This window comes from Acidobacteriota bacterium, assembly GCA_012517875.1.
In the GTDB taxonomy this organism is placed as follows: Bacteria; Acidobacteriota; JAAYUB01; order JAAYUB01; family JAAYUB01; genus JAAYUB01.
The window spans coordinates 1-23,067 of sequence record JAAYUB010000082.1; the positions used below are offsets into that span (position 1 = coordinate 1).

Below are 23,067 nucleotides of genomic sequence, written 5' to 3' on the forward strand. Positions count from 1 at the left end.
AGCGGGTAGCCCACCGGATTGATCTTGATGCCCACTATGTCATCGGTGGCAAACAGCAGGTTGAAGCTCGCCGCCATGTCCTTGCCGGTGAGGCCGGTGATGCCCCGCTGCACCATCTGCCGGACGACCTCGGCCACCGGCTGGTCGTTGGCCAGGCAGGCGGGATCGGTCACGTGGACCACCTTGCCGGGAAAGGGCCCGGGCAGCGACCACGGTTTTTTGGGTACGGCCATGAACTCGGCGATGTTCGTCTCAACCTCCGCCGGCGGCGGCGTCCCCTGGCCGAACGACGGCCGGCCCAGCACCAGCCCACCGGCGGCCGCCGAACCGACGCCCAGCGCCTTGACGAATGCCCGCCGCGACAGGCCGCGGTCCGTCGCCCGCCCGCTGTCATGTCCGCTCATGATTGGATGTCCTCCTCGAGATGAATGCGCGCCCGATTAGAAACCGGTTCAATCTTTGTACGCAGAAAGTTGCGGCTGGGTTCGCTCAGTCCGACGGCGGCGCCGCGGCCGGCGGTTCGCCGCCCGTCGGCACGGCCAGGTCCTGCCGGCACGACGGGCAGACCACCGCGCCCGACCGGATGAGCTCGCCGCACTTGGGGCACGGCACCCGCCATTCGGTCCCGCGCACGGCCAGCCAGACGCCGCCCAGGATGACCCCCAGGAGCAGCAGGGCCGCGGCCACCGGCACCAGCACGGCCGCCAGGCCCACCACGCCGGAGAAACCGGCCTCGCCCAGGCTGAAGAGCTTGCCCAGTCCGTCGTGGACGCCGCTGGTGATGTCGCGCACCGGACGCCGCACTCGGTTGCGCAGGTAGTGCACGCCGGTGGCGGTGGCACCGCCCAGCAGGCCCGAGGCGCCGAGCTCCACCAGGCTCTGGTCCACCGATCCCACCACGGCGGCGAACGCGATGAAGCCGGCAATGAGTTTCGGCAGGTAGGCCGCCAGGTCGGAGTATTCGCCGAGATCGGGGTGGGCGTCGATCCAGATTTCGAATACGATGAGCACGCCCAGGATCACCAGCACCGTGGGATCGGCCATCCAGCGGAAGGCTGCCGACAGCTCGAAGTATTTCGTATGGTGGAGCAGGCCCAGCAGGAAGACGGGCACGAACGCTTTGGCACCCGCGCCGCCGGCCACTCCAAACGCGGTCAGGTATTCCAGCACATTGGTCACGGCTTCACCTCCCGGTCCAGGTTGCTGCCGGCATGGTTTGGCGCGTGTTCATTATATAACCGCAAGAGGGGATCGTGATTGCAATCGTAATCATGATTATGATCGTCAACGAGCTTATTGAATGGTTAGAAGTTTAAAGGTTCGCAGGTTCACAAGTTCGAATGTTCCAGGTTCGGAATCAGTTGATGGTTGATGGTTGATTCTTCTGCCGTCTCCCGTCTCCCGTTTCCCATTTCACCTATTCACAATTCGAAATGCTCAATGACAAATGAAAAATGATCAATGTAAGACTCCTCTCCCGATTCACCGATTCACCGATTCACCGATTCACCGATTCACCAGATCTTGATCCGATAGCTCACCCCGGCGCTGAGCGACGTCTCGCTCACGAACATACCCTGCACGGTGAACGACCACCTGTTGCCGAGGTCCACCTCCACACCCGACAGCACGGCGAGGTTCTTCTCACGGGTTGTTCTGCCGTCGTAGGCGACGGTGATCTCCGGATACGGGGCATACACCCAGAGGCCGTCCAGGTCGAAGTGGGAGTGGCAGTAGCCCAGGCCGACATATGGCGCGAACCGTCCGACGGGCCAGGCCAGAATGCCTGACGCGCTGGCCTGCCAGTATGTGATCGTGTCATCGGTCTCCCAGCCGAGCGCTTCCGCGGAGCTGCCGTCGGGCGCGTAGACCCAGTCCCCGACATCACGCGACGTGTAGCGGAGGTATTTCATCATGGCGATGAGCTCGGGCCCCGCCGCATGCTGCCACAGCAGGGCCTTGCCGCCCACGTACCAGAGGAACCGGCGTCCGACGGTTCCCTCCCAGTCGTTGACGCCCGCCTCCTCGCTGAGCCACCGGCCGCGGCCCGTCATGCCGAGGCCGGCGTTGACGTTGACGCGATCGTGGAGTCCCAACGCCAGGGTTACGAGGAATTGTTCATCGTCCTCGAATTTGGCATCCTTCACATCCGTGGCCAAGGAGCCGTCCCAGTAGGTCCGGATCAGCTCGTAGTGCTCGAAATCCTGGAGGAAAATAAATCCGGCCTGCAGCCCCACCCCCAGATGCCCCTTGGGCACCAGGCGGACGGGATTGCCCGCGTCCTGGCCGGCGGCGACAGTCAGGCAGGCGGCACCGATCAGCAACAACAGCAGGTGGTGTTTCACGGTCGCTCTCCTCTCGGATCCTCAGTGATGCGGGGGCAGGATGGTTTTCACGGCGTAGCCGTGCTTCGGCACCGTCAGCGGCTCATCCAGCAGGCCGGCCTGGGCGGTGCTCTGGCCCACCCGCCACCAGTTGACGGTGCAGTCGGTGTCGTTCGGATTGCAGGCCGCCACGGTGTAGAGCTTCCGGTCCGGGTGGTAGAACACGGCCGCCGCCGGCTGGACCACCGCCTGGCCCTGCCCCTGGGACGCGGCCACCGCCTTGGAGTAGCCGAAGAACGTGGCGTCGGGGGCGCCGTACTGATCCAGCACCCAGAAGAAGTTGATCAGTTCCACCGGCGTCTGGCGGTCGTCCAGGAAGTTGTTGACCAGGTTGTTGCGGTCCGCCTGTGTCCCGCTGCACGTCATGGACCAGATCCATTGCCAGGGCGACAGGCCGTTCTGCGCCTTGAAGTCCGGCCGCGGGTCCTTGTAGATGGTGTCCAGTCCGAGCAGCGCGCGCATCTGGTTCACCGAGGCGACGTAGGTTTTCAGGCCCTGATTGCGCGCGTAGTCCCAGCCCTGGGAGTAGATATCCCTGGAGTTCAGGATCTCCAGGGCCGCCTTCTGGAAGGCGCTCCCCCGCACGAAATCGAGCGTATGGGCCGACTGCGGGATCCACCCGTTGTCGCGGGCGCCGAGCGGCATGGCGTCGCCGTACATCGACTGCTGGATCACGGCTGCCTGGTGGATCTTCATGCTCCAGGCCGAGTAGTTCTCCTTCGTGGCCGTTTCCGGTGTCACGCCCCAGTACCACCAGCCCGACCAGAAGGTGGTCCCGCGCGTCCAGTAGTGGACGGAGCTGGGGCCGTCGCAGTTGGCGCTGGGCACCCAGTCGCCGCGGGACGACCAGCGGGCCTCGCCGGGGGTGTAGGTCGGCGTCGTGTACGTCTCCTCGGGCACCCGGATCTGGAGGTGGTCCGCCCAGTAGGCCTGGTAGTTGTAGAGCATGGTCGTGGCCAGATACAGCCCGAGGTCCGCCACCGCCTGCCGGCCGGTGGCCTGGCCCCACAGGACCATGGCGGCGTACATCTGATAGGCCTCACCGAAAGCGTTGTCGTTCTTCCCCTCCCAGTCGGCGACCCCCTGGGTGCCGCTGGCGGAGGGGACGCCGTCGGTCCACGGCTGTCCCAGCCACTGGTCGAAGTAGTTGAGCTTGGAGTAGGTGAAGCCGTCGACGGCCCAGAATTTCTGTGCGTCCGGGATCTGCGGGCTCGCCTGCAGTTGGGGATCGTGGGCCACGGTCATGACGAGCTGGTCGATCAGGGTGCCGAACTGGTCCTTGTGGAACATGTCGGTGTACGGAGCCTCGGCCAGCGGGGCCTGCCAGGCCGCCTGGCTGGCCGCCATGGTGAGCCAGCCGTAGTTGTAATGGTAGTCGGCGAAGTGCGTGTTCAGTTCGAAGGTGTCCTCCACCAGCCCGGTCAGGTCCGCCGGCTGGGCGATGTACGCCAGGCCGCCGCCCGGGCCGGTGCCCGTGTTGGCGCACCCGCTGGGGCAGACCAGGGCGGTGTTGCCGGGGTAGTAGAGCACGGCGCCAAGGTCGGCGTCGTACATGAAGAAGACGGGGCAGTCCGGATTGGCCTGGCCCGCCTGGGGGTTGCCGCCCGAGCCCCAGCGCATGGTGGCGCTTTCGCGGGTGGCCAGGTCGAGAAAATCGTGGATCCCCTTCATGGCGAAGCCGAACATGTCCTTGCGGTCGTAGGACGGCTTCGACGTGTAGCCCCATTGCGGCCGGATGGCGCTGAAGGCGATGTCTGAGGCGGGCTTGCCCACGTCGTCGGACGGCTGCTCGCCCAGCGATTTGAGGATGGGCAGCGTGGCGGCGATTCGGCGCAGTTGCCCGCCCGACTTGTACAACCCGGCCTGGCCGCCGCCGTCGAGCTCCATGAACATCGGCGGATACATCTGCAGCGCCGCAGTCCAGTCCCAGCAGGCCATCCAGTTGATCGCCTCCCAGATGTACTTCTTCGTGGTCGAGCCGGGGAGCGTCGCCTGCTTCCCCTCGGGGATCGGCGGCATGTAGGGCAGGATGTGGGCCAGGACATAGTTGGTTCCGAAGCTCTTGCCGTGGATGGGTTTGAGCGCGCCGTGGGCGGTCCAGAACGGGTAAAAGCCGTTGTTGGCGGCGGGCATCCGGCCCCAGAACGGGCCGTGCTCGCCTGCCGGATTCACGGGTTTGACCTCCGCCGCTGACAGGTTGCCGGCGAACACCGACCCGCCCTGGCCGTCGTTGAAATCCTCATAATGATGGGGCATGAGGCAGAACACCGTGTGGCCGGCGGCGGATGCGCCCACCGGGCCGACGGGGGCCGTGGCGGCGGTGTAGGTCGTCGACAGGATGCCCCGGTCGTGGCGGACCTGGTAGGCCACCTGGGTGTCGGTGATCGCATTGAAAGCGTACGGCGCCAAAGCCACCGCCCAGGCGCCCGCGTGGGTGCGCGCATCGTCGCGGGTGGGTGCGCGGGCGTCATCGTACGGGTACTCCACCAGGGGCAGGGCGGCGATGACATAGTGCCAGGTTGTTCCCGCCGGCAGGCTCGGCGCCGGTGACAGGAACACGCCCTGGCTTTCCGAAGTGCCCACCGTCTTGATTTGCGCAGGCACAGCCGTGGTGGTGCTCGTGTCATAGAACACCGCCATGTAGCGGTAGACGGTGATTCTTGGATTGGTGCCCAGTGCGTCCGCGCCCGCCAGCAGCATCTCCCGGATCTCGAGCAGGTAACAGCCGAGGCCGGCGTTCACCGCCGCCGTACGATCCCCCAGATCGATGGCGGCCAACTGCCGCGCCGCCAGGTTGTCGCCGCGCTTGACCACGAACTGCATGCCGTTGCCCGCCGTCCAGCCGCTGTGGGCGAACCAGGCGAAGGGCGAGCCCTGGGCCATGGTGATACGGATTGTCTCCGGAGCGGCGGCGTCCCGCACATCCCGCATCTTGGCGGACCGGCGCTCGCCCACGATCCGCCCGGCGGCGGGCGGCGGGGCCGGCCGCTCGAGGATCATCTCGATGTCCCAATCGCCCATCCGATCGGTGACCGCGTTGTCGCTGAGCCAGGCCGGCTCGGCGTCGGTGTTCGCGGTCGCCGGGTACGCCCGCACGAGCGGGTAGAACGCGCCCCGGTGCACCAGACCCCGGGTATGCTTGGAGTTGGGCCAGTGGTTGTAGGCGGGGTTTTCCCAGACACCGAGGGTCCCGACGGGCGCGCCGAACGCGAGGCCTGGCCATTCGCCGTAGGTCTGGGCCGTGGGGCGGGTGGTGTTGATGTATTTCAGCCCGAGGGCACCCGCCAGCAGGGCGCCCTGGACAAGTTTGTCGGTGGCGTTCTGGCCCCCGTTGTTGTCCACCTTCTGGTAGTCGGTGACGTTGTTCCCCCACAGCATCCACCCAGCCCACGAGTGCAGGCGGTCCACCCGCGTACCGTAGGCGCCGGCTTCCTTCATGTTCTCCGTGACCGTCGCCGTGTCCACGAAGAACGGTTGGGGATTGATGTTGCGGCTCTTTTCGGGCTGGGTGTGGATGTAGGCGGAGCCGACCTGCACCGGGTCCGCCGCGCAGAGCCCCCTCGTGGACAGAAGACACAGAATCCCGAGAACGGCCGCCGCTGTCGGGCCGCGCCACGCGGAACAATGAATCATGAATGACTCCAGGGCCGAGCGTTAAACGACTGAAAAATCTCAAATAATCTTTGAACGGAGGCTGGGGGGATGTCAATTCAAATTCAAACAGGATGTGTGAGCGAGATCACCGAAACTGTCGAATCACCAGCAGGGGGCGGAGCCGGCAGGAGCAGAGGGGGATGCTGTTCGGGGTTCGATCCCATCTTTGGACTTCGGACATCGGACATTGGGCTATTCATCTTCACCCCAAAGACACAAAGGCTCGAAGGGGAAGGAGAGGGTGGGTAGGTGGACAAGTCGGTGGGTGCATGGGTTATGTGATCCGGTGCCCAGAAGTCAGGTCCCAGATCCGAGACCCGATATCCGATTTCCGATTTCCGAAGTCCGATGTCCGCGGTACGGGACCGAGCCTCAAGTCTCGATATCGATCACGATTACGAATTACGATGACGAATAACAAGCACGAACCATCAACCATCAACCATCAACTATCAATCATCAACGGTCGCTCAGGCTGGGCGCCTGAGCGATCGTCACAGCCAGTGCCAGTCGTGGTGGGTGAGGAGGTACCAGACGACGTAGATCCAGCCCAGCAGCCCGTGCAGCAGCACCCACAGGACCGACTTGTTCGCCGTCCACGACATCACCATGGCCAGCGCCGCCCCGAACCCCAGCCCCGATCCGGCCAGGACGCAGCCTCTTCCTTCCCGTTCCGCCATCGTGCCCACCTCCTGATCTGAATGGACCGGCATCCGCCGCGCGGTGACACCGGTGTCAGTCCCCCTGTTTGCCCATCACGGACGATATCCGGTGCGCACCGCCGGCAGGCACATGTCCCGCCGGCGGCGCGCCTGCTCGGTGCTATTCGTGCTTGGTACCGCAACCGCTCCGGCTGGGACACTGGCTGCAGTCCGGCTTGGCGGCGGTCTTCCCCTCGGCGGGGACCACCTTCTCCAGCTTCGCGGTGGGCGCCACCGGGGCGAGGGCTTTCAGGATCTCGTCGGGGTTGGTCCTGGCCGTTTCGAAGGTGACGGCGTACTGGCCCTTCTCCTTGTCCACCTTGGCCGCGACGATGCCGGTCTTCTCGGCCAGCGCCTTGGACAGCGCCTTCACCGTGGCCACCTGGTCCAACCCGGGTACCGCGAACACGGCGGTCTCCTGGGCGACCGCCGGCTTGGCGGCGGGCGTAGTCGGGGCGTCAGCGGCCAGCAGGCCGCCGGCGATCGCGCCTGCCAAAACGACAAGCACCACGAGTCTGTTGAGCTTCATCATGTCCGCAGTCCTCCACGTGTATGGTTTATGGGTCTGAATCACTTGTCTATCATCGGAACCTGACTCCGGGGGATCCCATCCACTTCGACCACCCGGTAGATGCCAAACGCCACCTCGCCGGTTGCTTCGTCATACACCGGGCTCTCGACGGCTCGGATGATCGCAGCCGGACCGATCCAGGTCGGGTCGTAGGTCACCTCGGCCCGGTTGCGCGAGGCGAACGCTTCGAACCGTATGATGCCGGGCACGCCCTCGAGTTGCACGGCGGCACGCTCGGCGGTATCCACGCAGCGGAGCCCCTCGACCAACAGAACGGTGGTCCGTTGCCCGGCGGCGCCTGCCGCGGCGGGCTGGAAATCGCGGGTATAGCTGGGCACGGCCACGAGGCTCGCCGAACCGATTCCGAGCAGCGCCGCCAGGAGCACGGCGGCGGGAATCCACCAGGGCGACACTCTCATCGCCGCACCCCCTCGATGCGAAGCTCCAGGGCGCCAGCCGCCGGACAGGCGTGCACGCACTCCAAGCACAGGGTGCACTCGCCCGAGCGCACCTGGTCCGCCCCGGACACATCCAGCGAGTGGGGGCAGGCCCGGTCGCACGCTCCGCAGCGGGTGCAGGCCGCCGCGGACCGCGCCAAGCGCACCCGGCCCACCGCCGCCAGCGGCCAGAGCGCCGCGCCAAGCGGGCACAGGTAGCGGCACCAGGCCATGGGCACCAGCACCGCCGCCGCCAGCAGCCCCGCCAGCACGGCGTAGCTCCAAGGCATCACGTCGTGGCCGTGGAAGCTGAACAGAATGTAGTAGGGATCGTACCCCCGGAAGATCAACTCCCCGGTCCGGTAGGTGAAGGACAGGATCACGAGGAGGACCGGCACCCGTAGCAGACGGAGCCAGCGGTCCGCCGCGCGGGGCGGCTCCAGGCACTGCCGGTACCCGCCGCCGGGCGAGCGCCTGCTCCGCCGGAAGAGGCGCCGGCCCAGGGCGGCCAGACCCTCGCTGATGGTGCCGAACGGGCATACCCAGGAGCAGAACGACTTGCGCGCCAGCACGGTGAGTCCCAGTAGGGCCAGGAACAGGGTCAGGTTCAGTTCGCCCGCGGCGCAGCTGAACCGCTGGTTGCTGAGGAAAGCGTACAGCGTCTCGAGGCCGCCGAAGGGACAGTATTTTTCCACGCTGGTCAGGGACCAGCCCGTGGCGAAGCGCAAACCGGTCACGGCGGCGGCCGCGACGATCGCGATCTGGAACATCCGGCGGGTCAGTATCAGCATGTTCGGTACACTGGGACGGCTGTCGCCGCTGGCGAAATGAACCGAAACCGTACCATCCGGTCGGTGTTTCGTCAAGTGATTTCAGGCGGTTCCAGCGGCACTTCCCGGACCCCGCCCGCCGCGTCCAGCGCAAACACCGCCAGGGCGCCGGGACCGTTCCCCACCTTGTTCAACGCTGCGAACAGTGTGCCGCCGCTGTCCGCGTCATTGCCGGCCGGGCGGATGGTGACCCGGTAGGGGTGGTGCAGATGGCCGGCGATGACCAAGGCCGGCCGTAGATGTGCTATCAGCAGCCGGGCCCACTCGTTGCCCACCGCGTCGTAGCGCAGGCTCCGGCGCCGGCGCTCGAACTCAGCGGCGTCACTCTCGGCGATGACCTCGGCCGGCCATTCGTGGAGCACCAGCACGTCCGCTCCCGGCTGGTCCAGCAGGAACTCCACATGGGATTCCCGAAAATAGGAATACTCTTTGGGCGACACCTGCCGCCTTCGATCGATAGGGGGCAGCGGTTCGGTGAACTTCTCGGGGTGGTAGATGCCGGACAGAGCGCAGACCCGCACTCCATGGATGGAGCCGGCGAAGGCCCGACCGAGATACGTGCAATTGTGGCAAAGGGTGAAGCCGTCCGGATGCTGCTTGAGAAAACCGACGGGCTCGTGGTTGCCGCCGATGAAATAGACCGGCCGCGGCAGTGCCAGTTCCCCAGCCCAGACGGCCGGGAAATCGCCCAGTTGCCGGTAGCGGGCGGGCGCGGCCATGGTCCGCAGGTCATCTGCGTGCCGGATGGGTTCGAAATCGCCCGCCTGCAGGACGAAATCCACCGAGCGGCCCAGGCGTGCTTCGGCGCACCGCAACAGGGTCACCAACTCGCGGTGGCGGCCGTGCACGTCGCCGGCACAGGCGAAAGTTGCCGGTCGCCCGGCGACGCCGGGCGCAGGTGTGGACGCTGAGCAATGGCGACGTGTGATCACCGGTCTCCCTCCCCCGCTGATCGATCCGCGGACATTGTTTCAGGACCGCGGCGGGAGTAACACAGGCTGGTATCCAACAATTGATATTTTTTGCGACATTTGACGCAACCTTTCAGCTCGCTATCCGATAAGTGATTCAGTTCATCATCAAGGAGGGCGTGGGGGTGCGATACCGAAAAGCCACGGTGGCGTTCGTTCTGTCCGCACTGATTCTGGCCTGCGCCTCCCACAACGGGAGGAACTCCATGAGCGAATCGGGCAAGTCCGGCGGCGTTTCCGGTGCTGTCATCACGGTGGCTGCCCCCGGCGGGTACGTGACCGCGGATGCGGCCTTTGTGGTGTCGGTCCCCTACCTGGTCATCCAGGAGGACGGCCGGATCATACGCCTGGCCCAAGGACCCGGCGGATACTGGAACGTCTGGAAAACCGGCCGGCTGACCACGCCATCGCTGCCGGAGCTGCTGCAGCGGCTGGAAGATCTGGGATTCTGGGAATGGGACAGCCGGGCGGTGGAGCGGGAGGTCCACGCCACGACGCTCATCACCGACCTGCCCACCACCGCGATCACGGTCCGAGCCGGCGGGCGGGAGAAGACGTTCGCCTGTTACGGGCTCCGCCAGTACTGGCAACACCATGCCATCCCCGCGTTGCGGCAGCCCGTCGCGGCGCTGGATCTGCTGGAGGGATTGCCGGCGCCGGACATCTACTACCCGCCCGCAGGCGAGGTGTTGCTCATCCCCCTCGACGAGCCGCTGCCCCGCAACGCGACGCCGGGTGCCTGGCCGCTGCCGGCCTTGCCGCTCCGCGTTTCGAGCGGCGTCCACCGCGGCAGTTTGCTGGGCGCCTACGACGGGCCGGAGTTCCGCCAGATCGTCGAGGTGCTGTCCCGGCACAGCCTGGTCCGGTTCGACGGGAAATTCTATTCGGCGGCGTACCGCCCTTCGTTCAACGTCGGCAGATAATTCCCGGCGCACGCGCCGGGCGGGATAATGATTCGATATCTTATCACCTGTCGGTCGGGAGCCGGGCTTCCGGATCCGGCAGAAGGAGGGGACCATGTCCGATGTGGGGGGCGTGGGCGGCGCCGGCGGAGTTCAGGGAGGCGCCTCTCCGTCCGATCAAACCTGGAGCGTGGACCAGGACAGCAACACCATCACCCTGGACAACGGGTACACCATCACCTTCGAGAACGACGACCAGGCGTGGCACATCCGGGACGCCGACGGCAACGACGTCCGGATCTGGGGCGACCCCCACGTGCACGAGGGTGACGGCGGCAAGTGGGATTTCAAGGCTCAGATGACCTTCGAGCTGGAGGACGGCACGAAGATCACCGTCAAGACCAAACCCATCGGCGACGGCTCAGTGACCGTCTCCGATGAACTCATCATCACCAAGGGCGACCAGGCCATCCACGTCACCGGCATCGCCGACAACAACGTCCAGATCGGCGACGTAACCATGGACGGCGCCGCGCTGGATGCGGCCACCGCCGACGGCTACGTGGCCACGGAGACGGGTGGAGTGGACGACTGGAGTTTCCGCGGCACCGAGATCACCCGCAACCTCCCGTTCGTGGACTACGAGACGTACGTCGCCGCCATGGGCCTGTTTGAAAATCCGCCGCCCCTGAACCTGCTGGACCTGACCGCGCTCCACGCCGCCGCCCTGGCCGCCGGCCAGACCGACGAGGAGTACATCGAGGACCAGCTCAACCAGCTTGAGGCGGACATGCAGGCCCAGCTGGACGCCGCCCGCCAGAAAATGAACCAGGCCGACAACTTCTACGAGCGGAAGTATTACGAGGATCTGGTCAACGCCCTCTCGACGGACATCAGCGAGCTCCAGGCCGGCGAGGGGACCGGCTCCGTCGAAGACAAAATGAACCTCTACAACCGCCTCGGCTTCGAGTTTCACCTGGAGGTGGAGTACAACATCAACATCACCGGGGTGGGGGTGACCTGGACCCAGGCCGAGCTCCAGGAGCTGGAGGACCAGCTCGAGATGCTCCCGCCCGACTTCACCGTCTTCAACCACAACCTGCGCGAAATCCGGCGCGAGGCCATGCAACCCGGGGTGGGCGGCTACAACACCGGATCCGGCCTCATCGCCCTGGGATCCGGCAACGTGGCCCGCTCCATCATCCACGAAATCGGCCACGACTTCGACAACGAGAACCCGCGCTGGGACGACTTTCTGGCCACCTCCGGCTGGGTAAACCACACCGGCGATTTCACCGACATCAGCTCCGATTTCACCGGCGATACGTATACGCCGTACAACGGCTCCGCTCGGTACAGCGACGGGCAGATCTACAATGACGGCGATCCCATCGACCTGGACGGCGACGGGGTGGACGATGGCATCGTGCAGGTGCACTACGGCCAGGTGTACGTCTGCGACGCCGACGCCGACTTCATTTCCAATTACGCGTCCACCAATCCGAAGGATGACTTCGCCGACTGCCTGAAGTTCTTCTGCAAGGATCCCCAGCAGCTTAAAAACGACTGCCCCGAAAAGTACCAGTTCATGGTGGAGTTCATGGGGTATGACCCGCTGGCGGCGCCTTAAACCGGACGGATATCCGGTCGGGCAGTCCATCTGAGATCGCGAGCGTCAAGGAGGTTCTGACATGTTTGAGCCGAGAAAATGGAAGCGCCCGGAACTGGAGATGGTCAACGCGATGTTGCACCACCTCCCCGAGCGCCACATTCGATACAACGAGGGGTTCGCCGAACTGGTGCGCGAAGACTACCTCACGGGCAAGGACAAGACCAGCCTGTCGGCCGCCGGGGCCTACCGGACCCGCGGCGGCTCCATGATCCTATTCAACCCTGCCTTCTGGGACCCGCTTGCGCTGGGCGCCACCGAAATCCCGGCGATCCATTTCACCCTGCTGGCCCTGGTGGGCTATTCGCTCTTCACCACGCTGGAGGTGAAGAAGGGCTGGCCGCCCATCATGTACCCGCGGTACGACCGCGGCCCGGGCGCCCGGGCGCTGGTCAAGATCGTGGACCGGGAGCTGCTGCCGCAGGAGCTGCAGCTGCGCGGCGGCGAGCTCTACCTCGATCCCAAACTGGTCTCGCTGGACCGGAGCTTCGCCTACTGTTACGCCTGCTACGTATTGGCCCCGGGGAGTCTGCTCCGCTCGTTCCCCGAGGCGTACCAATACCTGAAGACCCGGATCTTCGCCGGCCGGGAGTACCGGGCGCAGCAGGCCCTGTCGGGCAAGCATCGAATCCGGGTGTGAACGCGACGGATTCGAAACTCGTTCCTGATTGTTCCGGGTTGCGAAATCGTGCTGACCACTCGTGCTCGTAATTCGTAATCGTGATCGTAATTCGTAATCGTGATCGTAATTCGTAATCGGGGTTCTGGGTTCGTTCCCGATCCCGCGGATTACGGACATCGGACATTGGACTGCGGAACCGGGACATGGGCTCTGGACTCTGGATCACAGAACCCGGGTCCTAAAACCCATCCCCCCCATCCCTCTTCCCATTCACCGTCTTAAATGCTCCATGACATTTGAAAGATGTATGACAAAAGAATTCTCTTCCTTATCCACCCGTTCACCGATTCGCCGATTGACCCATTCACCACAAAAGGAAATCGAGCGTCTCGCCTGCGTTCTCGCGGTATGTGCCCTCGATTTTGAAATCGCCGTCGATGTCGGAGAGCACGACGACCAGGTACTGCGGCCCGGCCGGGTAAGTGATCGCGTAGTAGATGTATGTTCGCCGTTCGCCGTCGAAGAAATTATTCGTTTCGGTGTAGTGGAGCATCTTCCGGCCTAAAATCACCCCCGTCTCCTGGCGGCGCTTGGCGTGAGCGGCGACGAACTTCTCGCGGTTCACCTCCTGCCGGTAAGCCCGCGCCAGGCAGCGGTCGTAGGCCTCATCGGCCTGCCCCGCGGCGACGAGGTCGCAGTACACGCCCACCAGCCTCTCGTCAAGCTCCATAGGCGACGGCCGGGGCGGCTTGTTCCCCTTGCAGCCGGCCAGGATGATCACCAGGAGCAGCACCGCCGCCGCCACCGCTATGATCGTACCTGTTTGCATGGCTCGCCTCCCGCATGGAATACCCGCGCTCGATCCTCTTAGACGGCTCCTCCTGCAAAATTCCGCGCCCATCGCGGGAATGCTATCACCATCAAGGCACAAAGGACACAAAGGATTCCATTTGTCACTGGTCATCGGACATTTTTCATTGGGCATTTAGGATGATGGGTTATTGGTGATTGCATAGATTTTATTGGCGATTTGGAAACGAGTCCGTTCTTGATGCAGACGGGACCTGTAACCTGGGTTCTGGGACCTAAGACCTGGGACATGAGTCCCGGGATTCGGGAGAGGGCATTAAGGTTTCAGAACAAGGCCCCAGCACCGAGGTTCAAGCACCGATGTCCGATTTCCGCTCTCCGCGGAGCTACAACAAACTCCAAATCCCGCGGTTCGACAAATGGATTGACGGCCGTGGTCCTCGACCATAGAATGTGCGCAGATCTTCCTCCTTCCAATCCGTTCCGTCTTCCATCCGTCCGTCGCGGACGGGATCGTTAATTCACACTCGGGGGCGACCGCAGGAGGTGCGTCATGTCCGAAACGGCCCAACGGGCCTTGTTCATCAGCGGATCCATCGGCTTGGGCCACGTCAGCCGGGACCTCGCGATTGCCCGCACTCTGCGGGAGATGCGACCGGATGTCGCCATCGACTGGCTGGCCGCGTCGCCCGCCGACCGGTACCTGCGCGACGCAGGCGAGCGTCTGCTCCCCGAGTGCGCCGATCTCGTCGAGGAGAGCTCCCTGGCGGAGGCGGCCGCCCAGGGGGCGCGACTCAGCCTTGTCCGCTACGCCTTCGGGGCGATGAGGCACTGGTCGCGGAACGTTGAGGTACTCACGAGGGTCACGGCGGCGCAGCGCTACGACCTGATCGTCGGGGACGAGACGTACGAGATCAGCCTCGCCTTGAAGAAGACGCCCGCTCTCAAGACGTTCCCGTTCGTGATGATCTTCGATTTCGTCGGATTCCAGCCCATGACGGCCCGGCCCATGGAGCGCCTCGGCGTCTGGTTCTGGAATCATGCCTGGGCGAAGGGCTATCGGCAGAAGCCCCGCCACGTGGACATGAGCCTGTTCGTCGGCGAGCTCGATGACATTCCGAACACGCCGTTCGGCCTCTGGCTCCCCAACCGCCGGGACTGGGCCCGGGCGCGGTGCCGGTTCGTAGGGTACATCCTCCCCTTCGATCCGGCAGCCTGCGCCGACCGGGCGGCGGTTCGCCGACGGTTGGGTTATGGAACGGAACCGCTGGTGATCGCCGCCATCGGCGGCACCGCCATCGGCCGCGAACTGCTGGAACTCGCCGCCCGGTCGTACCCGGCGCTCCGGGAACGGGTGCCGGACGTGCGGCTGGTGCTGGTCTGCGGTCCGCGCCTGCCGGAATCTGTCATCGAGGTGCCGCCGGGGGTGGAGATTCGCGGGTACGTGCCGGCGCTGTACGAACATTTCGCCGCAGCGGATGCCGCTGTCGTCCAGGGAGGCGGCACAGCCACACTGGAACTCACTGTGCTCCGCCGACCGTTCGTCTACTTCCCGGTGGAGGGACATTGCGAACAGGAGGTCGCCGTCGCTGAACGGCTGGCCCGCCACGGCGCCGGGCGCCGGATGGCCCTTTCCGCCACCACGCCGGAACTCCTGGCCCGGGCGATATCCGAACAGCTCGGCGCCACACCCGACTACCCGCCGGTGCCCACGGACGGCGCACAGCGGGCCGCTGAACTTCTGGACGGATTGCTCCAGTCCACCAGGCCTTCAGCGCAGTAGCGCCCGTCCGCCGGCCGGGCGCCGCGACACTCGGCGGGACGCGGTGGGATTTCAATACGTACTTGCCGCGACTTTGCCCGAATCCGTGGGCGAATCGCGCGAGCCTGCCGAGGGGAGGGGCCGCGCTCGGCGAGCGCGGTCTACTGTTTACGCCTCGTCTCCTGACTCCAAACTCCTATCTCGCCCGCGCCCGCCAAGCCCAGAAGCCCAGGGCCAGCAGCAGGACGGCGCTCACCGCCAGCAGCCATCCGGCCCCCCGGGGCCAGCCGTCCCGGCGGAACGGGACGGGGCCGGGATCGCCCTGGAGGATGAACGGCGCCCAGAAGAACGGATCGCGGCTCTGGGGATCGCGCGCCACCGCCAGTTTGGCCGCCCGCAGGGCCTCGCTTTTGGGCGCTCCTTCCCACATCTGCCGGTAAAACTCGGTCATGAGCTTCGCTGTGCTGCGGTCCCCCACCGGCCACAGACTCATGACCAGGCTGGCGGCGCCGGCGTAGGTGAACGCCCGGTTCAGTCCCACGATCCCCTCGCCGCGCGACAGCTTGCCGAGGCCGGTCTCGCAACCGCTCAGTACCACCAGATTGGCGTCCAGCTTCATGTTGAATATTTCGTAGGTGTACAACGCGCCGTCGTCTTCGCCTCCCACGCCGCCGGCCGAGGCGAACACCAGGCGTGAGTAGAAAGGCTGGCGATCGTCGAGGTAGCTGTGCGTCGAAGGGTGCAACACCCGGAAGGCGCCGGCGTTGGCCTTGAAGTTCTTTTCGGTGGCCTCGCCTTTAAGGAAGAGCTGGGACCGCGGGATCAGGCGGTAGATGTCCCGGGTCTCCGCCTCGGACCAGGGCAGACTGACCGGCGCGGCGGCGCCCGACGCACTCGCGGTGTCCGGTCGGAGGAAATCGGGGTTGCCCAAGAGCAGCACGTTGCGCAGCCGGGCGTCCGGCGGCGGGCCGGTGGGAAACGTGTTGATCATTCCGGCATACGGCAGGTAGCTGACGGCGAACCGATCCAGCCAGAACCGGATTTCCCCCTCCTGTGACCAGCGGTCCACCAGCATCTCGAACGGCAGATAGTGAAGCATGTGATCGGGGATGATCAGCAGGCGATCGATCCCCGCCAGGTGTTCCGCCCACGGACTGGACAGGCGCCGGCACAATTCGTGCATTCCCTTCGTCCGGATCCCGGCCCACCGCTGGTTGCGCAGGAAATTGCCGTCCGTATCCACCTTCCGGGGGCTGAACAGGTTGAAACTCACGTCGCGGAGCAGCGCCTCGAGCTGGTCGCGCGTGAGTTTCAGCGTGCCGAATCGGACCCCGTCCTTCCGGATCAGCCAGTAGTACGTGTCCAGCTCGCCGACGAAGAATTCCACCGCCGCCATGCGGGCCGGCAGGCGCCGGCGCAGCTCGTCGAGCGACACGAAACCCGGTGTCAACAGCTCGAAGAAGCGGGGATTTTCACGGCTGAGCCGGTCCAGAAACTCACCCCGCTGGCGCTCCAGCAGGCCGATCTCCGAGCGGACCGAAAGCAGCCGCACGTCGGTGTCGGCCACGCCGGCGCGGACCAAATCCGTGTAGAGCTTGTGCCGATCCTCCAGTTTGCGGCTCAGCAGCAGGAACTCCGTGTTCCGCTCGGGCGACACGCCGGCCAGATGCTGCAGCAGGCGGGTCTGGGCGATGGCGGATGACAAATTGCGCGCCTTCGCCTTTTCGGATAGTCGGAACGCTTCGGCCATGTCTTGCGCCCGACCGTGCCGCCGGTACAATTCTTCGTGGATGGCGATCAGCGACTCGTAGTTGCTGAACAGGTCCTCGCCGAAACTGATCCGCTCCTTGTAGTTCAGGAGCGAGTTCTCGATCTCCTCCAGATAGTCCAGCGCCCGCTGGTAGTGGTCGATCGCCTCCGCGGTCCGGCCCAGTTTCCGGGAGCAGGCGCCCATCGCCCGCAGCGTGCCCACCTCGAACGCCCGGCTGTTGAGCCGTCTGGCCGCGGCCAAGACCTTTTCGAACTGTTTCATGGCCTCGCCGAATTGATCCTGCTTGTAAAGGAAATGTCCGATCACCCAGTCGCAGTCCGCAACCGCGCCGTCTTCGCGGATGTCGGCGAACAGCCGGCGGGCATTCTCCACATAGGTGTAGGCCTCGGCGCGTCGGTCCATTTTGAACAGGCTCCACCCCATGCACTCCAGCACGACGCCTTTCTGGTACTGGAGATGCATCCGATCCGCAATTTCGAGCGATTTCCGGAAATGCTCCATGGCGGCTTCGTGCTGCTTGCGGGTCTGGTCCAGGAGCCCCAGGTCGGACTCGAGCACGGTTTCGCTGAACGGATCGCTCATCTCCTGCGTCATCCGCAGGGCCTGCTGGTAGAAGGCTTCGGCGTCGTCGTATTCGTAGAGCCGGTGCTTGAGGTCGGCCAGCTTCTTGAGCGCCAGCACCTGGCTGCTCCGCTGCTGCGCCTTCACGGAGAGCACCAGCGCCTGGTTGTAGGCGTCCAGCGCCCCCTGCAGGTTGCCCATCCGCTCGCTCATCACGCCCAGCAGCGCGTGGATGTCGGCCTGCCGCCGGAGGTGCTTGATCCCCTCGGCATGACGCAGGACGTTCCGGTAGTGCTCCTGGGCCAGCAGGTGGTCGCCCAGCTGGGCGTAGTAGTCGGCGTACAGCCGCTCGAGGTAGCGCTTGAGCTCCTCGTCCCCGATGATGGCGCACAAGCCGAACGCCTCGTCGGCCACCGCGCGGCACTGCTCGTACTCGTTGGCGTAGAGGTGCAGGTTGCCAACATGGAGGAGGTAGTACGCCTGGTCGCGCAGCCGGCCGGCGCGGCCGGCTGCGTCGGCCCGCTGCCGGGCCAGCGCCATGGCCTTGTCGTCGCGCCCCTCCATCTGATACCGCATGATGGTCAGGATCGACGTGGCGAGGATCTCGGGATTCTGGGCGCGGGCGATCTCCTCCCACCGCAAAAATCCATTGTAATCGTCGAGGTAATAATGGAGCTCGGCGATGGAGCTGGTGAGGTAGCAGTTGTCCGGGTCCAGCCGGTGCAGTCCCAGCAGGAAGTTCAGCGCGCGTTGATGCTCGCCCGTGACGTCCACCGCCAGCAGGTAGATGTCGAAGAACATGTCCTGGCGGGGGCGGCGGGCGATGGCGTCTTCCAGAAACTCGATGGCGCGCGGGTAGTCGGTCTGGATGCGGTAGATCGTCCCCAGCGCAAACAGGTAGTAGGCGTTGTCGGGATCGCGCTTGAGCTTCTCCAGGAAGTAGCGCTCGCCCCAAGCCAGGCGGTCCAGCTTGGCGAGCACCCAGGTGAAGTAGTAATAGCCGCGGACATCCTCCGGTTCCTGGGTCATGAGCAGGTGGGCCTGCTCCAGCGCCTCGTTCAGGCGGCCGTCGCCCACCAGGAACATGATCTCGTTGACGCGGTCGGCGTCGGCGACCGCGGCGACACATCCCAGACCGGCCATGCCCAGGACCGCCCAGCAGAGTGTGGCTCGAAGCACGCGGAGGTGATTCATGACGTTCTATTGTATTGAAAGGGCTGCCAAAAACAAAGGATTTCCCGGCGGTGATTTTGGTATAATGGCGCCGCCGCCGTCCGGAACCGCGCCGCCGGCCGCCGGGAATGACACGCGCGAGGAGCCACCCGTGAGTGAACCCGCCACCGGTCCGCCCGCCGCCAAACCCGCCAAGCCCGCCGAGTTGACGGTGCTCGACAAGTACCTCGTCGCCGGGATCGAGAACCAGGCCACCACCATCTACATGTTCCCCGGGGCCTGCATCACGTATCGGGTGGGCAACAAACTGCTCAAGGTGCCGAACACCACGCTCAATCCGGGCCAGACCATGGCCATCGCGCTGGAGATCCTGCCCAACTATGTGGTGGATCAGCCGACCGCCGAGGCCAAGAAGATGTTCCTGGATCGGGTCAAGAGCCTCGATTTTTCGTACTCCGTCCAGGGGCTCGCCCGCTTCCGGGTGAACCTGTTCCGCCAGCGCGGCTCGCTGGCTTTCGCCATGCGGGTCATCCCGCACGATATCCCGTCCCTGAGCTCGTACCAGCTACCGGATGATTTTCTGCAGGCGCTCAAGGGGCTCCGCGGCGGGCTCTGGGTGGTCCACGGCAAGGGCCGCGGCGGCAAGAGCGCCTTTCTGGCTTCCATCGTGGAGCACCTCAACGCCACCCAGAACCGCCTCGTAACCGTGCTGGAGCCCACCATCCAGTTCAGCCACCGCAACAACCTGTGCCTCGTCACCCAGCGCGAGATCGGCTCCGACATGAACAGCATCGAACAGGGGATCGACGAGGCGTTGCGGCAGGATCAGGACATCCTCTTCGTGGATGAGCTCAACTCGGCCGAGTCTTTCGACAAGGTGCTGGAGGCGGTCGTGAAGGGCATGACCACCTTCGTGGCCATGGGCACGCCGGACGTGGAAAAGACCATCCGCCAACTCCTCGGCTTCAAACCCCAGAACCGGCAGTTGGACCTCGTCAACGACCTGATGACCCACCTGCGGGCGCTGATTTCCACCGAGCTGACCATCGATCCGGCCGGGCGCCGGACGGTCACGGTCCAGTACCACCCGGCCAACCTCGTCAACTCGGTCCTCCTGAGCAAACGCACCGAGCTGGAACAGAAAAGCTCCCAGAAGTCCATGCTGCACGAGTTCGACAGCTCCTCATCGGTGGACCAGAGCTGGTTCGACAGTGAGTGATCCGCACCACCCCACCGGCCGGCCTGCCCGCCCGCGGCAACTCTCCGCCGCCGCCTGGTGCGTCGCCTGCCTGTGGTCCGCTCTCGGCGCCGCCGGCGCAATCGCGCCGGAGACCCCGCCCGGCTGGGTGGCGGCGCTTCCCGGCGACTGCGATTTTTATGCCACGGCGGACCTGGCCCGCCAGCCCGCCGCGCGTGAGGCGCTCCTGCGGATGTTCCCCGCGGTGGCGCCCGTGCTCCAGCGTGCCCGGAACGCCGGACTGCTCCCCGCTGGCGCGCGGCTGGACGGTCTCGGCCTGACGGGCATGCGACGGGACGACGACGTGTTCCTGGGCGTCTGGCTGCAGGGTGATTTTCAGGAAGCATCCATCCTGAAGGCGTTGGGCAACCGAGCGGCGCCTGTCAGCCCGTCGCCCGGCGTGGCTTTCTTCCAGCTCCGGGAGCCGGGGGCCGAACCGCCGCTCTGCTTCTGCTTCCCCCGCCGCGATCTCCTCGTGGCGGGCAAGGCGGAGACGCTGGCCGCGCTCCGTCAATCCCACCGGCTCGACACCCCGCCGCCGGCCCTGCTCACCGGCACGGGCGGCACAGGCGCCCTGACCCTCTACCTCGGCGAAAGGCTCATGGCCCATCTGCTGAGCGCCGGTTCGGGCGGATCGTCCTACGCCGCGCTCCAACGACTGTTTGCCGGGATCACCGAGCTGGCCTGGAATCTGGAACCGGCGGGCCGGGGGGCCTGCGTCGTCCAACTCACCTGCCGGCGAGGAGAGGATGCGGCCGGCATCGCGCTGCTGCTGAAACATTTCGTCTCGCTGGCCCTGGTGGCCGCCGGCCGGTCGCCCACCGACGCGGAGACCATCCTGGCCAGCTTCTCGGTGGCGGCCAGGGGCTCGTCGCTCCGGGCCACGTTCGACATACCGCCCGCCTTGCTGGATCGGCTCTTCCAGCCGGCCGGTCCATGAGCGGGATAACAGAATCGGCTATGCAATATTCCGTCAAGGAGGACCGGTGTTTCAAGGACATCCCAAGGGACTGATCGTCGCCTTCTTCGCCAACATGGGCGAGCGCTTCGGCTTCTACACCATGATGGCCATCCTGGTCATGTTCCTGCAGGCCAAGTACGGCCTGGCCCAGGATGAGGCCGGCTGGATCTACAGCGGCTTCTACTTCCTGATCTACGCCCTGGCGCTGCTGGGCGGCTTCATCGCCGACCGGAGCCAGAATTACAAGGGCACCATCATGACGGGCATCGTCATCATGTTCGTCGGCTATGTGCTGATGGCCATCCCCGGCATGGGCCTGCCGTTCGCCATCCTGGGGCTCTTCACCATCGCCCTGGGCAATGGCCTCTTCAAGGGAAACCTCCAGGCGCTGGTGGGCCAGATGTACGACGACCCCGTCTACAGCAAGCTGCGCGACTCGGCATACAGCCTGTTCTACATGGGCATCAACATCGGCGCCGTGTTCGCGCCCAACGCCGCCCGGTACATCCGCACCTGGTACCTGGAGAAAAACGGCTTCGGCTACGACGCCGACCTGCCGTCGCTCTGTCACCAGCTTCTGGCGGGGAAGCTGGCCGAGACGGGCACGTTGCAGAAACTGGCCGACGGAGTCGCCGGCGGACCGGTGACGGACCTGAGCGCCTTCGCCCGGAATTATCTCGATGTGTTCGCCACCGGCTACAACTACGCGTTCGGCATCGCCGCCGTGGCCATGCTGGTGTCGCTGGCCACCTACGTGCTGTTCAAGGGCAAGCTGCCCGATCGGCGCCAGCAAGTGGCCGCCGGCGAAGCCAAGCTGGACATGCCGTGGGCCGAGGAAAAGAAACGGCTGTTGGCGCTCGGGCTGGTGTTTCTGGTGGTCATCTTCTTCTGGATGTCGTTCCACCAGAACGGCTTGACCCTGACCTACTTCGCCCGCGACTACACCGTCAAGACGGTGGATGCCGTCACTTATTTCATTTTTGACATCCGCGGCCTGCTGCTGCTGGCGGGCGTGATCATCGGACTTGTGTTCCTGCTGGGCAGGAAGTCGTCCGGGGCGCGGCGCGCCATCGGCGCCGGGATGGCCGTCGGCGGGACCGTTCTGGGCTGGCTGCTGTTCCGCACCTACTCGCCGAGCAACCTCGTCGAGCCGGAGATCTTCCAGCAGTTCAACCCGTACTTCGTCGTCTTCCTCACCCCGGTGGTGGTGGGCTTCTTCGCCTGGCTCCGGGCGCGGGGCAAGGAACCGTCCACGCCGCGCAAGATCGGCATCGGCATGGTGCTGGCGTCCATCGGATTCATCATCATGGTGACCAGCTCCATCAACCTGCTCGCCCCGGCCGTGCTGGACGGCGCGCCGTCGCCCGACCGCGTGTCGCCGCACTGGCTGATCTCCACCTACCTCGTCCTGACCATCGCCGAGCTGTTCCTCAGCCCCATGGGCCTGTCGTTCGTCTCGAAGGTGGCCCCGCCCCGCTTTCAGGGTCTCATGCAGGGTGGCTGGCTGGGCGCCACGGCGCTGGGCAACCAGCTCCTGTTCGTGGGCTCGTCCATGTGGGTGGTGTTCCCGCTGTGGCAGGTCTGGGCGGTGTTCGTGGTCTGCTGCCTGATCTCGGCCGCGTTCATCTTCAGCATTCTGAAGCGGCTGGAAGCGGCCACCTCGTAGCGCGTCAGGAATTACGTGTGACGGGCCCCGTCCGGTCTCGGACGGGGCCTTTTTTTTCGGGGCTCGAGACTTGAGGCTCAGGGCTCGTTCTTATTCGTTGAGGGTTGTGGGTTGAGAGTTCTTACTCGTAATTCGTAATCGTGATCGTGATCGTCATCGAGGCTCGTTATCGATCATCGGACTTCGGACATTGGTCATCGGACATCGGACCTGGGACCTGGGTGCTAGGCCCTGGATCACCGAACTCAGAAGGTAGTACCCATTCACCGATTCACCCATTCACCGATTCACCCATTCACCGATTCACCCATTCACCGATTCACCCATTCACCGATTCACCCATTCACCGATTCACCCATTCACCGATTCACCCATTCACCGATTC

Annotated in this window: 17 protein-coding genes and 1 pseudogene; 7 read left to right on the forward strand and 11 right to left on the reverse strand. The window is 65.1% G+C overall.

Annotated elements, in window-relative coordinates:
• The 9 genes from GX414_08595 to GX414_08635 form a co-directional block, all read right to left on the reverse strand.
• Window positions 1-404, reverse strand: a 404-nt coding sequence (locus GX414_08595; GenBank protein ID NLI47152.1) for a twin-arginine translocation signal domain-containing protein, incomplete at its 3' end; no start/stop codon positions are given.
• A gap of 85 nt (window positions 405-489) precedes the next feature.
• A complete protein-coding gene (locus GX414_08600; protein NLI47153.1) occupies window positions 490-1,179 on the reverse strand; it encodes a DUF4126 family protein in 690 nt (229 codons plus the stop codon).
• Between the two features lie 335 nt (window positions 1,180-1,514).
• Complete coding sequence (locus GX414_08605) at window positions 1,515-2,345, reverse strand: hypothetical protein (GenBank protein NLI47154.1); 831 nt, start codon at window positions 2,343-2,345, stop codon at window positions 1,515-1,517.
• Window positions 2,346-2,366: 21 nt separating this feature from the next.
• Window positions 2,367-6,017, reverse strand: coding sequence for a hypothetical protein (locus GX414_08610; GenBank protein NLI47155.1), 3,651 nt, complete (start codon window positions 6,015-6,017; stop codon window positions 2,367-2,369).
• Between the two features lie 515 nt (window positions 6,018-6,532).
• A complete protein-coding gene (locus tag GX414_08615) occupies window positions 6,533-6,718 on the reverse strand; it encodes a hypothetical protein (GenBank protein NLI47156.1) in 186 nt (61 codons plus the stop codon).
• 142 nt (window positions 6,719-6,860) lie between these two features.
• A complete protein-coding gene (locus GX414_08620) occupies window positions 6,861-7,271 on the reverse strand; it encodes a hypothetical protein (protein ID NLI47157.1) in 411 nt (136 codons plus the stop codon).
• 38 nt (window positions 7,272-7,309) lie between these two features.
• A complete protein-coding gene (locus GX414_08625; GenBank protein NLI47158.1) occupies window positions 7,310-7,729 on the reverse strand; it encodes a heavy-metal-associated domain-containing protein in 420 nt (139 codons plus the stop codon).
• Window positions 7,726-8,538 (reverse strand): 4Fe-4S binding protein, encoded by an 813-nt coding sequence (locus GX414_08630; GenBank protein NLI47159.1) that lies wholly within the window; start codon window positions 8,536-8,538, stop codon window positions 7,726-7,728. Before GX414_08630 ends, GX414_08625 begins: the two co-directional genes overlap by 4 nt.
• A gap of 71 nt (window positions 8,539-8,609) precedes the next feature.
• Complete coding sequence (locus GX414_08635) at window positions 8,610-9,509, reverse strand: metallophosphoesterase (protein ID NLI47160.1); 900 nt, start codon at window positions 9,507-9,509, stop codon at window positions 8,610-8,612.
• Window positions 9,510-9,673: 164 nt separating this feature from the next.
• Between GX414_08635 and GX414_08640 the strand changes: the two genes are divergently transcribed.
• From GX414_08640 to GX414_08650, 3 genes and pseudogenes are all read left to right on the forward strand, one after another.
• Window positions 9,674-10,471, forward strand: coding sequence for a hypothetical protein (locus tag GX414_08640; protein ID NLI47161.1), 798 nt, complete (start codon window positions 9,674-9,676; stop codon window positions 10,469-10,471).
• A gap of 94 nt (window positions 10,472-10,565) precedes the next feature.
• Window positions 10,566-10,886: pseudogene (locus tag GX414_08645) on the forward strand (DUF1521 domain-containing protein).
• A 1,255-nt stretch (window positions 10,887-12,141) separates the two neighbouring features.
• A complete protein-coding gene (locus tag GX414_08650; GenBank protein ID NLI47162.1) occupies window positions 12,142-12,759 on the forward strand; it encodes a hypothetical protein in 618 nt (205 codons plus the stop codon).
• Between the two features lie 346 nt (window positions 12,760-13,105).
• Here GX414_08650 and GX414_08655 read toward each other — a convergent pair whose 3' ends face one another.
• A complete protein-coding gene (locus tag GX414_08655) occupies window positions 13,106-13,570 on the reverse strand; it encodes a DUF4019 domain-containing protein (GenBank protein ID NLI47163.1) in 465 nt (154 codons plus the stop codon).
• A gap of 534 nt (window positions 13,571-14,104) precedes the next feature.
• On the opposite strand from GX414_08655, the gene GX414_08660 reads away from it, so the two are divergent.
• Complete coding sequence (locus tag GX414_08660) at window positions 14,105-15,334, forward strand: hypothetical protein (protein ID NLI47164.1); 1,230 nt, start codon at window positions 14,105-14,107, stop codon at window positions 15,332-15,334.
• A 175-nt stretch (window positions 15,335-15,509) separates the two neighbouring features.
• Here GX414_08660 and GX414_08665 read toward each other — a convergent pair whose 3' ends face one another.
• A complete protein-coding gene (locus GX414_08665; GenBank protein ID NLI47165.1) occupies window positions 15,510-18,839 on the reverse strand; it encodes a CHAT domain-containing protein in 3,330 nt (1,109 codons plus the stop codon).
• A 130-nt stretch (window positions 18,840-18,969) separates the two neighbouring features.
• Here GX414_08665 and tadA point away from each other — a divergent pair, with 130 nt between their 5' ends.
• From tadA to GX414_08680, 3 genes are read left to right on the forward strand one after another with little or no spacing between them, the layout of a single operon-like run.
• Complete coding sequence (tadA, locus tag GX414_08670; GenBank protein NLI47166.1) at window positions 18,970-20,037, forward strand: Flp pilus assembly complex ATPase component TadA; 1,068 nt, start codon at window positions 18,970-18,972, stop codon at window positions 20,035-20,037.
• Window positions 20,030-20,995 (forward strand): hypothetical protein, encoded by a 966-nt coding sequence (locus GX414_08675; protein ID NLI47167.1) that lies wholly within the window; start codon window positions 20,030-20,032, stop codon window positions 20,993-20,995. Before tadA ends, GX414_08675 begins: the two co-directional genes overlap by 8 nt.
• Before the next feature lie 46 nt (window positions 20,996-21,041).
• Window positions 21,042-22,682: a peptide MFS transporter gene (locus tag GX414_08680; GenBank protein ID NLI47168.1), complete on the forward strand. Its 1,641-nt coding sequence runs from the start codon at window positions 21,042-21,044 to the stop codon at window positions 22,680-22,682.
• The last annotated feature ends 385 nt before the right edge of the window (window positions 22,683-23,067 follow it).